General features: G+C 57.1%; 12 protein-coding genes. 5 read left to right on the plus strand and 7 right to left on the minus strand.

Annotation, left to right across the window (positions count from 1 at the left end; all coding sequences use genetic code 11):
• Window position 1 precedes the first annotated feature (1 nt).
• The 3 genes from lgt to rppH form a co-directional block, all read right to left on the minus strand.
• Window positions 2-877 (minus strand): prolipoprotein diacylglyceryl transferase, encoded by an 876-nt coding sequence (lgt, locus tag L6R44_RS06705; RefSeq protein ID WP_032643185.1) that lies wholly within the window; start codon window positions 875-877, stop codon window positions 2-4.
• A 193-nt stretch (window positions 878-1,070) separates the two neighbouring features.
• The gene (gene ptsP, locus L6R44_RS06710; RefSeq protein WP_032643187.1) at window positions 1,071-3,317 is read right to left on the minus strand and encodes a phosphoenolpyruvate--protein phosphotransferase; all 2,247 of its coding nucleotides are present in this window, start codon (window positions 3,315-3,317) and stop codon (window positions 1,071-1,073) included.
• Between the two features lie 12 nt (window positions 3,318-3,329).
• Complete coding sequence (gene rppH / locus L6R44_RS06715; RefSeq protein WP_013098553.1) at window positions 3,330-3,860, minus strand: RNA pyrophosphohydrolase; 531 nt, start codon at window positions 3,858-3,860, stop codon at window positions 3,330-3,332.
• A gap of 683 nt (window positions 3,861-4,543) precedes the next feature.
• On the opposite strand from rppH, the gene mutH reads away from it, so the two are divergent.
• The 3 genes from mutH to L6R44_RS06730 all read left to right on the plus strand — a co-directional run bounded on the left by mutH (window position 4,544) and on the right by L6R44_RS06730 (window position 6,754).
• Complete coding sequence (mutH, locus tag L6R44_RS06720; RefSeq protein ID WP_237423645.1) at window positions 4,544-5,236, plus strand: DNA mismatch repair endonuclease MutH; 693 nt, start codon at window positions 4,544-4,546, stop codon at window positions 5,234-5,236.
• 127 nt (window positions 5,237-5,363) lie between these two features.
• Entirely contained in the window at window positions 5,364-5,582 is a 219-nt protein-coding gene (locus L6R44_RS06725) for a YgdI/YgdR family lipoprotein (RefSeq protein WP_032643191.1), read from the plus strand.
• Between the two features lie 131 nt (window positions 5,583-5,713).
• On the plus strand, window positions 5,714-6,754 hold the full coding sequence (locus L6R44_RS06730) for an NADP(H)-dependent aldo-keto reductase (protein WP_032643193.1): 1,041 nt from the start codon (window positions 5,714-5,716) through the stop codon (window positions 6,752-6,754).
• 93 nt (window positions 6,755-6,847) lie between these two features.
• Here L6R44_RS06730 and lplT read toward each other — a convergent pair whose 3' ends face one another.
• Both lplT and aas read right to left on the minus strand, forming a co-directional pair.
• On the minus strand, window positions 6,848-8,041 hold the full coding sequence (gene lplT / locus L6R44_RS06735; RefSeq protein WP_237423646.1) for a lysophospholipid transporter LplT: 1,194 nt from the start codon (window positions 8,039-8,041) through the stop codon (window positions 6,848-6,850).
• Window positions 8,034-10,193 (minus strand): bifunctional acyl-ACP--phospholipid O-acyltransferase/long-chain-fatty-acid--ACP ligase, encoded by a 2,160-nt coding sequence (gene aas / locus L6R44_RS06740; protein ID WP_237423647.1) that lies wholly within the window; start codon window positions 10,191-10,193, stop codon window positions 8,034-8,036. Before aas ends, lplT begins: the two co-directional genes overlap by 8 nt.
• A 425-nt stretch (window positions 10,194-10,618) precedes the next feature.
• Between aas and galR the strand changes: the two genes are divergently transcribed.
• Entirely contained in the window at window positions 10,619-11,635 is a 1,017-nt protein-coding gene (gene galR, locus L6R44_RS06745; protein WP_237423648.1) for an HTH-type transcriptional regulator GalR, read from the plus strand.
• Here the strand turns inward: galR and L6R44_RS06750 are convergent.
• Window positions 11,596-12,081, minus strand: coding sequence for a GNAT family N-acetyltransferase (locus tag L6R44_RS06750; protein WP_032643204.1), 486 nt, complete (start codon window positions 12,079-12,081; stop codon window positions 11,596-11,598). The two genes, galR and L6R44_RS06750, sit on opposite strands and share 40 nt — an antisense overlap.
• A 191-nt stretch (window positions 12,082-12,272) precedes the next feature.
• On the opposite strand from L6R44_RS06750, the gene L6R44_RS06755 reads away from it, so the two are divergent.
• Window positions 12,273-13,310 carry a LacI family DNA-binding transcriptional regulator gene (locus L6R44_RS06755; RefSeq protein ID WP_032643206.1) on the plus strand — a complete coding sequence of 346 codons (1,038 nt, stop codon included), beginning with the start codon at window positions 12,273-12,275 and terminating at the stop codon, window positions 13,308-13,310.
• Here L6R44_RS06755 and lysA read toward each other — a convergent pair.
• Window positions 13,280-14,542 carry a diaminopimelate decarboxylase gene (lysA, locus tag L6R44_RS06760; protein WP_077064448.1) on the minus strand — a complete coding sequence of 421 codons (1,263 nt, stop codon included), beginning with the start codon at window positions 14,540-14,542 and terminating at the stop codon, window positions 13,280-13,282. The two genes, L6R44_RS06755 and lysA, sit on opposite strands and share 31 nt — an antisense overlap.
• Window positions 14,543-14,596 lie beyond the last annotated feature (54 nt).

The raw sequence follows: 14,596 nt of genomic DNA on the forward strand, positions 1-14,596 counted from the left end.
CTCAGGAAAGTTGTTGCTGTGGACGACGACGATACGCCCAAATCATCATAATGGCACCCGCGACGATCATCGGAATGGAGAGGATCTGCCCCATGCTGATGTACTGTACCCACTCGCCGGTAAACTGTGCGTCCGGCTGGCGGAAGAACTCGACGATGATACGGAATGCGCCGTAGCCAATCAGGAACAGGCCGGAGACAGCCCCCATCGGGCGCGGTTTGCGGATAAACAGGTTGAGGATGATAAACAGCACCACGCCTTCCAGCGCCAGCTCGTACAGCTGAGACATATGGCGCGGCAGCACGCCGTAGGTATCGAAAATGGACTGCCACTCCGGGTGGGATGGCAACAGTGCGATATCTTCCGCGCGCGAGCCCGGGAAGAGCATGGTATATGGCACGCTTGGGTCGACGCGGCCCCACAGCTCACCGTTGATGAAGTTGCCCAGACGGCCAGCGCCCAGACCAAACGGGATCAGCGGTGCGATAAAATCTGACACCTGGAAGAAGTTGCGTTTGGTGCGTTTGGCAAAAATCACCATCACCAGGATCACCCCAATCAGGCCGCCGTGGAAGGACATGCCGCCATCCCAGACGCGGAATAAATAGAGGGGATCGTTCAGGAATACCGGGAGGTTGTAGAACAGCACATACCCAATACGGCCACCGAGGAACACGCCGAGGAAGCCCGCGTACAGCAGGTTTTCCACTTCGTTTTTGGTCCAGCCGCTGCCGGGACGGCTGGCGCGACGACCCGCAAGCCACATGGCAAAAATGAAGCCCACCAGGTACATCAAACCGTACCAGTGAAGCGAAACAGGTCCTACTGAGAAAATGACCGGATCAAATTCCGGAAAATGCAGATAACCACTGTTCATCTGTCACCACAAGATGTTGTTATTCCGCTGAAAGTGGACAGCGGTAGAAATGCGATTCTGCTGTAAGCAGAGGCTCCAAAGTTGCGAATCATAGCATAAGGCGGGCGCGGAGGATGCGCCAGAGATGTAAAAGATGTGTATAGGGTTTTATGCGCGCTGGCGCCCTCACCCACAGGGAGAGGGCGAAAAACGATTAGCGGCCGCCGCGGATCAGGCCGCCCATACCGCGTCGTTCCATAAACGCCGCAACCTGATGACGAACCTCAGCAGCCAGCTGCGCCTCAAGGCTGCGTTCAGCCAGCTCGCGGGCATCATCGATATCGATATGCCGCAACAGGTATTTCACGCGGGCAACGGCGCGACCGTTCATCGACAGATGGCGGTATCCCAGACCAATCAGGATCGCAACGCACATGGAATCCCCGGCCATTTCACCGCACAGGCGTAAATCAATGCCGTACTGCTCCGCCTCACGAGCAATCATCGCCAACGCGCGAATGATCGCCGGATGCAGGCTGTCGTAGATACTGGCGACGCGGGTGTTGTTACGATCGACGGCCAGAATATATTGCGTCAGGTCGTTCGTGCCGACAGAGATAAAATCAACGCGGTTCGCCAGCTGCGGCAGCATGAAGACCATCGACGGCACTTCAAGCATCACTCCTATCCGCGGTTTCGGGATCGCATAGCCGATCATCTCTTCCACTTCACGACCAGCACGTTCGATCAGCCGCCGTGACTCGTCGATCTCATCAATGCTGGTGACCATCGGCAGCAGGATGCTGAGGTTGCCCGTCGCCGCGTTGGCGCGGAGCATGGCGCGCACCTGGATCAGGAAGATCTCTGGCTGATCGAGCGTGATGCGGATCCCGCGCCAGCCCAGGCACGGGTTCTCTTCGCTGATCGGCATATACGGCAGCTGTTTATCCGCGCCGACGTCCAGGGTTCGCAGCGTAACAGGCTTGTCGTTGAACATCTGCAGCATGCCCTGATACTGCGCCACCTGCTCCTCTTCGGAGGGGAAACCGCTCTGCAGCATGAACGGAATTTCAGTACGGTATAAGCCAATACCGTCGATGCGGCTGCCGAGCTTTTCTTCGTGCTCGGGGCTTAAGCCCGCGTTGAGCATGACTTTGATCCGCTCGCCGCTCTTGAGCTGTGCGGGCAGGTTAACGTCATCTTCCGCCAGCTTGCTTAATTCATTCTCTTCGCTGATAAGACGCTGGTATTCCTGAAGCAGAACCGGCTCAGGATCGACCAGCAGCTCACCGCGATAGCCGTCGACCACCAGCGTGCGGCGGTGCAGCACCGACGGCTGGATATCCGCGCCCATAACGGTTGGAATACCCAGCGCGCGCACCATAATGGCGGCGTGTGAGTTGGCGGCACCATCGCGCACCACCACACCGGCCAGCCTGTCCTGCGGCAGTTCAGCCAGCGTCGTTGCCGAGAGTTCATCGGCAACAAGAACAAACCGTTTTGGCCAGGCATTCGGCCCCTGAATGGTGTCATCAAGATGGAACAGCAGCCGCTGTCCCAGGGCGCGAAGATCGCCTGCCCGCTCTTTCAGGTAACCGTCGGTCAATGCCGCAAATTGATCGGCAAATTTTTCGATAACCTTCTTAACCGCCCACTCCGCGACCGACCCTTTATCCACTTCGGCAAAAAGCTCGCGGCGCAGGCGCGCATCGGAGAGCAGGTGCGAATAGAGGTCGAAGATGGCCGCCGTCTCTTTTTGCGCGCCTGCGGCAAAGCGCTTGCTGTAGCGGCGAAACTCATTTGCCGCCTCTTCCAGCGCGGCGGTAAGACGCTCGCGCTCAAGCGCTTCATCGAGCGTTGAGGCTTCGTAAACCTGCTCCATCAACGGCAGCGTGGCGTCCATCCAGCCTTCCGCTATCGCCACGCCTGGCGAGGCCGGAAGGGCACGAATGCGCGTATGGCGATACTGACCAAAGAGCGCGGCAAGCTGAGACTGGGAGAGGATAGCCGCCATCTGCGTGGCCAGCGTAACGAGGAATGACTCTTCGCTTTCATCGTACTGACGCAGCTCACGCTGCTGGACGACCAGCACGCCGAGCAGCTGGCGACGCTGGATAATCGGTACGCCAAGAAAAGCGCGGAAGCGTTCTTCTTTTACGGAAGGAATGTATTTGAAGCTGGGGTGTTTTTGCGCGTCGGCCAGGTTGATGGGCTCAGCCAGCCGCCCGACCAGGCCCACGATACCTTCATCAAATGCGAGCGTGACGGTGCGTCCACGCGGTTTTTTTAAACCACGGGTTGCCATCAGGTAATAGCAGCGCCGATCGTGGTCGGCCAGATACACCGAACAGACCTCGGTCTCCATCGCAAGACAGATGTCGGTGACCAGAATATTCAGCGCCTCGTTCAGACGCGGCGCGCTGGCCACCTTCTCGACTATTTCTCGCAAGCGGGTGAGCATGATTTGCGTAGCTTAACCTCTTTTACGTCGCCAGGCAGGTGCGCTCTGCGGCTTAGGCGGGATCTCCTGAAGCTGCATAACCACACTTGCAAACTCTTTCATCACCCTACGGTAAACATCGCGTTTAAATGACACGACCTGACGAACAGGATACCAATAGCTCACCCAGCGCCAGCCATCGAACTCCGGCGTACTGCTGGTTTGCATATTGATGTCTGAATCGTTGCCCACCAACTGCAACAGAAACCACTTCTGTTTCTGGCCGATACAAACCGGCTTTGTGTCCCAACGCACCAAACGTTTCGGTAACTTGTAACGCAACCAGTTGCGGGTCGAAGCCAGGATGCGAACATCTTTTCGGCTTAAACCGACCTCTTCAAAAAGCTCCCGGTACATCGCTTGTTCTGGGGACTCTCCCGGATTGATCCCGCCCTGCGGGAACTGCCAGGAGTGCTGACCATATCGCCGGGCCCACATTACCTGGCCCTGACGATTACAAATTACTATTCCTACGTTCGGGCGGTAGCCATCGTCATCAATCACCGGACTACCCCAAACTAAACCTTATATATGAATGATTGTTTCACACTACAGGGAGGCGGTAAACCACTCTCTTACAGGGCTGCAACCTAATAACATTTGAATAACTCACAAATTAGCGCTGAGTTATAAACAGATGAGCGACGGCAAAGGGAATTTTATTCACCTTTTCTGTGGATATAGTTGTGAAGAAGTGTCTGATTACCGATGAACAACCTCAGACGCTGTCGTGCGCCTCTTGTGAGCTCAATTATATAATCAGATAACTTTCAATCAGTTAAATGTATTTTCATGATCGCAAAACAGAATAGCGTGACGTTCGTCACACCAGGGATCGTCGTGCTGATGAAAGATCGAACAGCGTCGGTTTTATCCACAGATTGTGCCAATAAGTTAGTCACAAATTGTCTGAAAATTCGATTTTCATCGCACGTCAAGGCTGTAAATTGAAACAGTAGTTAGGGTTATGCCCAGTTATCCCATTTTTCTGTGGATAACATGGTGTAAGATCCTGTTCATTGTCAGTGACCAGATTTGAACAACCGGTTTTATGACGCCGGTGAAACGATTTCAAACCAATAAAAAAACCTATAAATCATACACATGGAATATTGGTACAGAAATAGTTAAACTCTATCCACAGGGGACAATTTCTTCGTTTATTTTTTAATCAAAAGGTTACCTTCATGCATCCGCTTACACCCTTGCTCTCACCGCCGTCCAGCGAGAGCCAGCTTCTACAGCAGGCGCAGCGTCTTGCAGGCTTTTCGCTTGGCGAGCTGGCGGCGATGGCAGGTTTGCCGATCCCGAAGGATCTGAAACGGGATAAAGGCTGGATCGGCATGCTGCTTGAACTGTGGCTGGGTGCCAGCGCAGGGAGCAAACCAGAGCAGGATTTTGCCGCACTGGGCGTGGAGTTAAAAACCATCCCCATAGACAGCCTGGGCAAGCCGCTTGAAACCACCTTTGTTTGCGTTGCGCCATTAACCGGCAACACCGGCGTGACGTGGGAAACCAGCCACGTTCGCCATAAGCTGAAGCGCGTATTGTGGGTGCCGGTTGAAGGCGAGCGACAGATCCCCCTCGCTGACCGTCGCGTTGGCGCGCCGCTGCTCTGGAGCCCGAGCGAGGATGAGGATCATCAGCTGCGTCTGGACTGGGAGGAGCTGATGGACATGATTGTGCTTGGGCAGGTAGAGCGCATCACCGCGCGCCACGGGGAGGTATTACAGCTGCGCCCAAAAGCGGCCAACAGTAAAGCGCTAACCGAGGCAATTGGCGCGAAGGGTCAGCCCATACTGACGCTGCCGCGCGGTTTTTATCTCAAAAAGAATTTCACCGGCGCACTCCTTGCCCGTCATTTCCTGTTAACAACATAGTTTTTTACTTATTTTGCGAGCTCTCAAACATAATCGACTGCTTTTTAAGATTTTACCGCTTCCTCAAGTCGCCATATCGGGTTAATACTAGATGATATTTGATACGCGCCAGATGAGGACGATAACGATGAAAAAATGGGCAGTGTTAGTGTCAGCAGTCGGTTTAGCGTTTGCCGTATCCGGATGTAGCAGCGATTACGTTATGGCGACAAAGGATGGACGAATGATCCTGACCGACGGCAAACCCGAAGTCGACGATGATACCGGCCTGGTGAGCTACCGCGATCAGCAAGGCAATAAAATGCAGATCAATCGCGACGAAGTGTCGCAAATTATCGAGCGATAAACAGAAAGGGGTCAGTAGCTTGCTGGCCTTTTTGATTTTTTTCTTCCCCTTTTGCTTCCCCTCTGCCATGTTTATATTCCTTTGTCGGGTACGCCCTGACGCGGTCTATAAGTCTACTGAGGAAGCCGGCTATGCATTATCACCGTATCCCCCACAGCGCTCTCGAAGTCAGCCAACTGGGGTTGGGCACGATGACATTTGGTGAACAAAACAGCGAAGCCGATGCCCATGCACAACTCGATTACGCCGTCAGCCAGGGCATTAACCTGATTGATGTCGCAGAGATGTACCCTGTTCCCCCGCGCCCTGAAACGCAAGGGCTGACCGAAACCTACGTCGGTAACTGGCTGGCAACACGCGGCAACCGTGAAAAGCTGGTGATTGCCTCAAAGGTTAGCGGCCCCTCGCGCAACAACGATGCCGGGATCCGCCCGAACCAGATCCTCGATCGCAAGAATATCCGCGCCGCGCTGGACGCCAGCCTGAAGCGCCTGCAAACCGACTATATCGACCTGTATCAGGTGCACTGGCCGCAGCGTCCCACCAACTGCTTTGGTAAGCTCGGCTACAGCTGGAATGAAAGTGCCCCCGCCGTCACGCTGCTGGAAACGCTGGAAGCGCTGACCGAATGCCAGCGAGCGGGAAAAATCCGCTACATCGGCGTCTCTAACGAAACGGCGTTTGGGGTCATGCGCTATCTGCATCTGGCAGATAAACACGATCTGCCGCGTATCGTGACTATCCAGAACCCGTACAGCCTGCTTAACCGCAGCTATGAGGTGGGTTTGGCCGAGGTGACGCAGTATGAAGAGGTGGAGCTGCTCGCCTACTCCTGTCTCGGTTTCGGCACGCTGACGGGGAAATACCTGAACGGTGCGAAACCGGCCGGGGCGCGTAATACCCTCTTTAGCCGCTTTACCCGCTACAGCGGCGAGCAGACGCAAAAAGCCGTTGCAGCCTATGTAGATATCGCAAAGCGCCACGGTCTTGACCCTGCGCAGATGGCGCTGGCCTTCGTGCGCCGTCAGCCGTTTGTCGCCAGCACCCTGCTGGGCGCGACCACGATGGAACAGCTGAAAACCAATATTGAGAGTTTCCACCTGAACCTGAGTGAAGAGGTGTTAGCGGAGATTGAAGCGGTGCATCAGGTTTATACCTACCCGGCACCGTAATAAAAGCAAAACGGCAACGCACGTTGCCGTTTTTAGGGGTTGCTCCCTCTCCCTGTGGCAGAGGGGCGGGATGAGGGCATCAGGCCGCACTTATCAACGCCGACGCTGCCAAACCCATAATGCAGCAATCGCAATCGCAAACAGTCCGCCAAAGCCGACGCCAATCCCCACCACCGGCACGCCCACCTTCACCGCCAGCGAGTAGAGCCCGAGCATTAACAGCATCGCCAGGTTTTCACCGAGGTTTTGTACCGCAATGGCGTTCCCCGCACCGACCGTCTGCTTGCCGCGCTCCTGAAGCAACGCGTTGAGCGGTACCACGAAGAACCCGCCCAGAATACCAATCAGGATCAGCAGAGCATAAGCGGGCAATAACGCATGCTGCAGCGAGAAAATAAGCACCACCACGCCAATCAGGATCCCCGCGGGCATGCAGCGCGCCACCGTTTCGAACGTCACCAGCTTCGCCGCCGCACCTGCCCCCACCACAATGCCGATGGCCACCATCGCATTAAGATAGGTTGGCGTCGCGTTGTCGGTAATGCCCAGCGCCACCGGCACCCACAGCACCAGCAGGAAGCGCAGCGTGACGCCAGCGCCCCAGAACATGCTGGTCCCCATCAGGGAGAAACGCGTTTCCCCGTTACGCCACAGCACGCGACAGGCGGTAAAGAAACTGCCGGTCATCGGCTTAAAGCGCCAGGACTGCCCCGGACGAGCCACCGGCAGCTTAGGAATAAACAGGTTCGCCACGACCGCGCCGCCGTACACTAACGCGCAGACGCCCAGCGCCGCCAGGACATGCCAGTCGGCCAGCACGCCGCCCGCGACGGATCCGAGCAGGATAGCGGCAATGGTGGATGACTCCATCAGGCCGTTGGCTTTCACCAGCTTATCGCCCGTGGTCAGCTCGCCGAGAATGCCATACTTCGCCGGGGAGTAGGCGGCAGCGCCAATGCCCACCAGCGTGTAGCCAATAAACGGGTTGAAGCCAAAGCAAATGCTGGCCGCACCCAGCAGCTTGAGACCGTTGGCAAACATCATCACCCGGCCTTTGGGGAAACTGTCCGCCACCTGACCGACGAACGGTGCAAAGATAATGTAAGCGCCCACAAACACCATTTGCAGGATCGGCTGGCTCCAGTCGGGGTAAAACTCGGCTTTTAGCAGCGCCAGGGTGGCAAACAGCAGCGCGTTATCGCCGAACGCAGAGAGAAACTGCGCGGCGATAACGGCCATCATGCCTTTCGACCGGAGCGATGTGTTAGTGTGTACTGACTCACGCATTTTGCTGTTCCGCCTCTTCAACCATGCCTTTCAGGGTCACGAAATCGGGCTTCCCGCTACCGAGCACCGGAAGCTGCTTCAGGCAGCGGATATCGCGCGGCACGGCCAGTTCAGGGATACCGTGTTCACGCGCGTAGCTCAGTAACCGGTCGCGCTTCAGCTCAGCGTCGGTGGTAAACAGCACCAGCGCCTCGCCTTTGCTGGCATCGCTCTTCACCACCGTCGCATGCATTTTATCCGCAGAGACGGCCGTCGCCAGCTGCTCAACCATTTCCAGAGAGACCATTTCACCGGCGATTTTGGCGAAGCGTTTCGCGCGCCCCTGAATCTGGACAAAGCCTTGTTCATCAAAACGGACAATATCCCCGGTGTCGTACCAGCCGGTTTCAACCTCGCCGTTGACGTTTTCCGCCGTTGGCACTTCCAGCACGCCCGGATTTTCCACGCGCAGATAACCGTTCATCACGTTTGGCCCCTTCAGCTGCAGGCGGCCACCGTCCTCAATGCCCGGCACGGCCAGCAGGCGCGCGTCCATTCCCGGCAGAATGCGGCCTACCGTGCCCGGCTTCGCCGCCATCGGCACGTTAATCGAGACTACGGGCGCACACTCGGTAACGCCATAGCCTTCGAGAATGCGCAGGCCAAACTTGTCCTGCCAGATCTGACGGGTGCTCTCCTGCAGTTTTTCCGCACCGGCCACCACATACCGCACGCGATAGAAATCATACGGATTGGCGAAACGCGCATAGTTCCCCAGGAAGGTCGAGGTGCCGAACAGGACGGTGCAGTTACGGTCATACACCAGCTCCGGCACGATACGGTAATGCAGCGGGCTCGGGTAGAGGAAGACTTCTGCGCCGGTCAGCAGCGGCGTAAACAGCCCCACCGTGAGGCCAAAGGAGTGGAACAGCGGCAGCGCCGACATAAAGCGGTCGTTTGCGGTAAAGTCGGCGATGCTTTTGATCTGCTCGACGTTCGCCAGAATGCTCTTGTGGCTGTGGACGACGCCTTTCGGGTTACCCTCCGATCCCGAGGTGAAGAGGATAATCGCGTCATCTTCCGGCTGCTGCTTGACCTGCGCCAGACGCGGCATCAGCAGGTGCGCAAAAATCCACAGCTTGTCGCCGGTGGTGACGTCCGCTTTCAGATCCTCCAGGAAGACCCAGCGCACCTGGGTCAGCTGCTCGGGAAGATGCCAGAGCTTGCCTTTGTCCAGGAACTGGCGGGAGGTAAATACGGTATTGATTTGCGCAGCGGTTATCGAGCTGGTCAACCCCTTCACGCCCGCCGTGTAGTTCATCATCGCCGGAATACGCCCGCGGGAGACCGCACCAAAAATCACCGCCGCGCTGATGCCTGCGTTAGGCAGCATCAGGCCAATCTTCTCGCCCTTCTTGCTGTACTTCTCCAGAATGCGGCCCACAAACAGGGTCTTGGTCAGCAGCTTACGGTAGGTATCCGGGGTAAAGTTGATGTCTTCGATGCAGTTTTTCTTCGCGCCATAGCGGTACTGCGCGGAAAGCAGAGATTCGTACAGCGTTTCGCGCGGGCGCACGGCCATGCGCGCTTCCATCATAATCTGATGCAGCATTTCCCCGGCGATTTTACGGCGATCGCGGGCGCGCGGCGCTTCCGGCATGGGCAGTGACGTTGGCGGCAGAATGTGCAGTGTGATTTTTGGGAACAGACGCTGCTTCACCAGCCCTTTCAGGCGGCTGAAATGGGTCAGCTCTACGCCCTCAATGCGCAGCGGCACCACGGTCGCTTTTGACTTCGCCGCGACAAACCCCGCGCCGTCGTAGATTTTCATCAGCGAACCGGTCACCGAAATACGCCCTTCCGGGAAAATAACCACCGGGCGCCCCTGCTCAACCAGGCGAACCAGATGCTTAATCATCATCGGCTTGGTCGGGTCGAGCGGCACGAAATCAATCAGCGGCGTGAGCCAGCGCATGTACCACTGCTGGCTGATGGAGGTATAGACCGCAAACACCGGACGCACGGGTAAAAACAGCGCCAGCAGGATGCCGTCTATGAAGGAGACATGGTTTGGTGTGATGAGAACGCGTTCGCCGCGAAGCGCCTGGGCATCGCCAGTGATGCGAATGCGAAAAAGAATACGGAACAGAGTACGGAAGAACCCAAATAGCATCTCAACTCCTTTTGCCAGCCAGCGTGGAGGGGTGGAAGTAAATGGTGGCAGATTACACGAGAAGTAATAGAGGAGCGACAGCAAAAGTGGAGGCGAAAAAAAACCTGCGCATCCGCGCAGGTTGGTGCAAGAGATGAGTACGAAACCGTACTAAGAATTCTCACCAATCAATACCTCTGGGATCTCGACTGTATCAATCTCTTTAACATCCTCGCCATCGGACAATCGCAACAGCCTGAGGCAAAGTGTAACTAAAGGTTCAGATTGACATTATTCAGACATGACTGCGCGTGTAACGATTACACTACCGGGGGTGTGCTGCGTCACGTTTGTGGCGTAGGGGAATCCGCACCCCTTGAATGCACGCCGCTTTTCCGCAACACTATTTGGTGTGTAAACGCTTACCCCCAATAAGAAGGTAATGAATGGCGACAATAAAGGATGTGGCCCGTCTGGCTGGCGTGTCGGTGGCAACCGTCTCGCGCGTGATTAATGATTCACCCAAAGCCAGTGACGCTTCACGTCAGGCGGTACAGAGCGCCATGGAATCCCTGAATTATCATCCCAACGCCAACGCCCGCGCGCTCGCGCAGCAGTCCACAGAAACCATTGGTCTGGTGGTGGGCGATGTCTCCGATCCCTTTTTCGGCGCCATGGTGAAAGCCGTTGAGCAGGTTTCTTATCAGACAGGCAATTTTTTGCTGATCGGCAATGGCTATCATAATGAACAAAAAGAACGCCAGGCCATCGAACAGCTGATCCGCCACCGCTGCGCTGCGCTGGTGGTTCACGCCAAAATGATCCCGGATGCCGAACTGATTCATCTGATGAAGCAGATCCCCGGAATGGTCATCATCAACCGCATTATTCCCGGGTTTGAAAAACGCTGCGTGGCGCTCGACGACCGTTACGGCGCGTGGCTTGCGACCCGCCATCTGATTCAACAGGGCCACACCCGGATTGGCTATCTCTGCTCCAATCATCCGATTTCTGATGCGGAAGACCGCCTGCAGGGCTATTACGATGCCCTGCGCGAGAACGGGCTGCCGTGTAATGACCGTCTGGTAGCCTACGGTGAACCGGATGAGAGCGGCGGTGAGCAGGCCATGACCGAGCTGCTGGGCCGCGGACGAAACTTCACGGCGGTGGCCAGCTATAACGACTCCATGGCCGCAGGCGCGATGGGGGTGCTGAACGACAACGGGATTGAGGTACCGGCAGAGATCTCACTGATTGGCTTTGATGACGTGCTGGTCTCTCGCTACGTGCGCCCGCGCCTGACCACCGTGCGCTACCCGATCGTTACCATGGCAACGCAGGCCGCCGAGCTGGCGTTAGCCCTGGCGGAGCAGCGCCAGCCGCCGGATATTACCCATCTTTTCAGCCCAACCCTGGTGCGCCGTCACTCCGTTGCGTCCCCGTCAGAAGCGCAGAGCGAATAGCGGTAAAGGTGTACCGTCTTGTTCGGGTATTCGAGCGCATCGCCAACGTACCGCCAGCCGTAACGTTCGTAAAAGTCGCGGCAGGCGGACCAGAGGTGCAGCTCTTCATATCCCGCCCGCGCGGCCCAGCTGATGACATGCTGCTGTAGCTTTCCTGCCAGGCCCTTGCCTCGCGCCGCGTCGTCAACGTAGAGCGCCGCCAGCCACGGAAAGAGATCCTGGCGGGCGATCAAATCGCAGCGCCAGAGCCCTACCGTGCCAAGAATCCGTTCGTCTTCTACGGCGATAAAGGTCAGCGGTAATGCGCCCGGCGCCTGGCTGTGCTCAATAATGCTGTGGAAAAATTCCCGGGGCAGCCCTTCGCCAAAGGCCTGCCAGAGCCAGTCGGTAACCTGCTCCGCATAGTGCGGTGCCTGGTAAAGCGGGAGGATGACAGTTTTATTCACGTTTCACCTGCGTTTTCTCATGGGGTTGCTGGCCTGACGCCCCAGCCGGACTCGGCGATTATTTTACCAGAGTCAGACGAATCGTTACCGAAAAGCGTGATCGTGGCAGAAGTTTTGCGCTTCCCGCATCGCTTATACGCCGTGAGGTCTGTGTTAAACTGCAGGCCATTACGTGGAAGCAGGAATGTAGAATGGCAACAATGCTGGATGTCTCACTGCGTGCGGGCGTGTCGAAGGCCACGGTATCGCGCGTGCTGAACGGCACGGGTCAGGTCAAAGAGAGTACGCGTCAGCAGGTATTTGCGGCAATGGAAGCGCTGGGCTATCGCCCAAACTTTCTCGCGCGCTCGCTGGCTAACCAGACCAGCAACAGCATTGGTCTGGTGGTTTCCACCTTCGACGGCTTTTACTTTGGCCGGCTTCTCCAGCAGGCATCGCGGCAGACCGAAACCCACGGGAAACAGCTGATCGTCACCGACGGTCACGACGCGCCGGAGCAGGAAGAACAGGCGGTGCAGATGCTGGCCGATCGCCAGTGCGATGCCATCGTGCTTTATACCCGCTACATGAGCGAAAAAACGATCGTCAAAATGATGAACACCGTGAAAACGCCGCTGGTGGTCATTAACCGTGAAGTGAGTCAGGCGCCGGATCGCTGCGTGTTCTTCGAACAGCAGGATGCCGCGTTTAAGGCCGTTGATTACCTGATCGGCCAGGGCCATCGGGAGATCGCCTGTATCACCGTTCCGATCCACACCCCAACCGGGAAAGCAAGGCTGATGGGCTATCGCAAGGCGCTGGAAAAGCACGGCATCCGTCTGGACGAACGTCGGATAAAGTACGGCGATGCGGGAATGACGAGGGGGTACGAGCTGTGCAAGGAGCTGATTGCCGACGGCGTATCGTTTAGCGCCCTGTTCGCCTGTAACGACGATATGGCGCTGGGTGCGTCTAAAGCGCTGCACCAGGCGGGGCTTAAAATCCCGCAGGATATTTCTCTGTTCGGCTTTGACGATGCCCCATGCGCGAAATGGCTGGAGCCTGCGCTCTCATCGGTGTATCTGCCTATCGACAGTATGATTGTCACGGCCATCGATCAGGCGATCCGGCTGGCAAAAAACCAGCCGGTCGATGCGATCCCACCGTTTACCGGCACGCTGGTTTTACGCGATTCGGTCACGGCGGGGCCGTACTTTCATCAGATGAGCTCTAAAGCCAGCAGCTCCTGAATGGTCTGGCGACGACGAATAAGCCGTGCCTTGCCGTTATCAAACAGCACTTCCGGCAGCAGCGGGCGGCTGTTGTAGTTAGAGGACATTGACGCCCCGTAGGCACCGGTGTCATGCAGCACAAGATAATCACCCGGCTTGACCTCCGGCAGCGCGCGGGTCTCCACTTTGCCACCCTCCTGCTGGGTGAATACGTCACCCGATTCGCACAGCGGCCCGGCAACCACCGTCTCAAGGCGCGGCGCCTGCGTTAAGTCGCGGCCGTCGGCGGCCAGGGCGGTTATGTGGTGATAGCTGCCGTACATGGACGGACGCATCAGATCGTTAAAGCCTGCGTCAATCAGGACGAAGTGGCGAGAGCCCATCTCCTTCACGCTGCGCACCTGCGAAACCAGTACGCCCGCTTCCGCCACCAGGAAACGACCCGGCTCAATTTCCAGCTTCACCGCATGGCCCAGATGCGCGGCGATTTGATCGCGCGCGGCGCTCCACAGGCCGTAATAGTGATCGGTATCGATCGCCTCTTCCCCTTCGCGATACGGGATGGAGAGACCGCCACCGGCAGAGATCGCCTCCAGATCCTGACCGAAGTCGACAACCTGACGCACCATCGCGCCGCACACCTGCTCCAGGTGGCCGTAATCCACGCCGGATCCAATGTGCATATGAATCCCCACCAGCTTCAGGCCGTAGCGCTGCAGTACCGCCAGCGCGGCAGGCATATCGGCATACCAGATCCCGTGCTTGCTGTTCTCGCCGCCGGTATTGGTTTTTTGGCTGTGACCATGACCAAAGCCCGGGTTTACGCGCAGCCAGACGCGGTGGCCGGGGGAAACCTGACCCAGTTGCTCCAGCATATCCACAGAGCCGGCGTTCACCGGGATCTGCAGTTCGTGAACGCGCGCCAGCGTCGCATCGTCGATCACATCGGCGGTAAAGACGATCGCATCGCTGTCGGCTTTCGGATCGAATCCGGCCGCCAGCGCGCGCTCGATTTCGCCAAGTGAGACGGAGTCGACCTTCACGCCCTGCTCCCGCATCAGGCGCAGAATATGGATATTGGAGCAGGCCTTCTGGGCAAAACGCACCACGTCAAACTGATGCAGGGCGGCGATCTTCTCGCGGACGATCTGCGCGTCGTAGACCCACACCGGACAGCCAAACTCGGCGGGCAGGCGCAGCAGGTTGTCGGCGTTCAAATCGGTATCAGTCTGGTTAAGCGGGCGTGGCATGGTCATCTCCGGATAAATTCATTTTTTATGATTACGCCACAGCGCAAAGAGAAT

The sequence above is a fragment of the Enterobacter cloacae complex sp. ECC445 genome (assembly GCF_021892025.1).
GTDB classification, from domain to species: domain Bacteria; phylum Pseudomonadota; class Gammaproteobacteria; order Enterobacterales; family Enterobacteriaceae; genus Enterobacter; species Enterobacter chengduensis.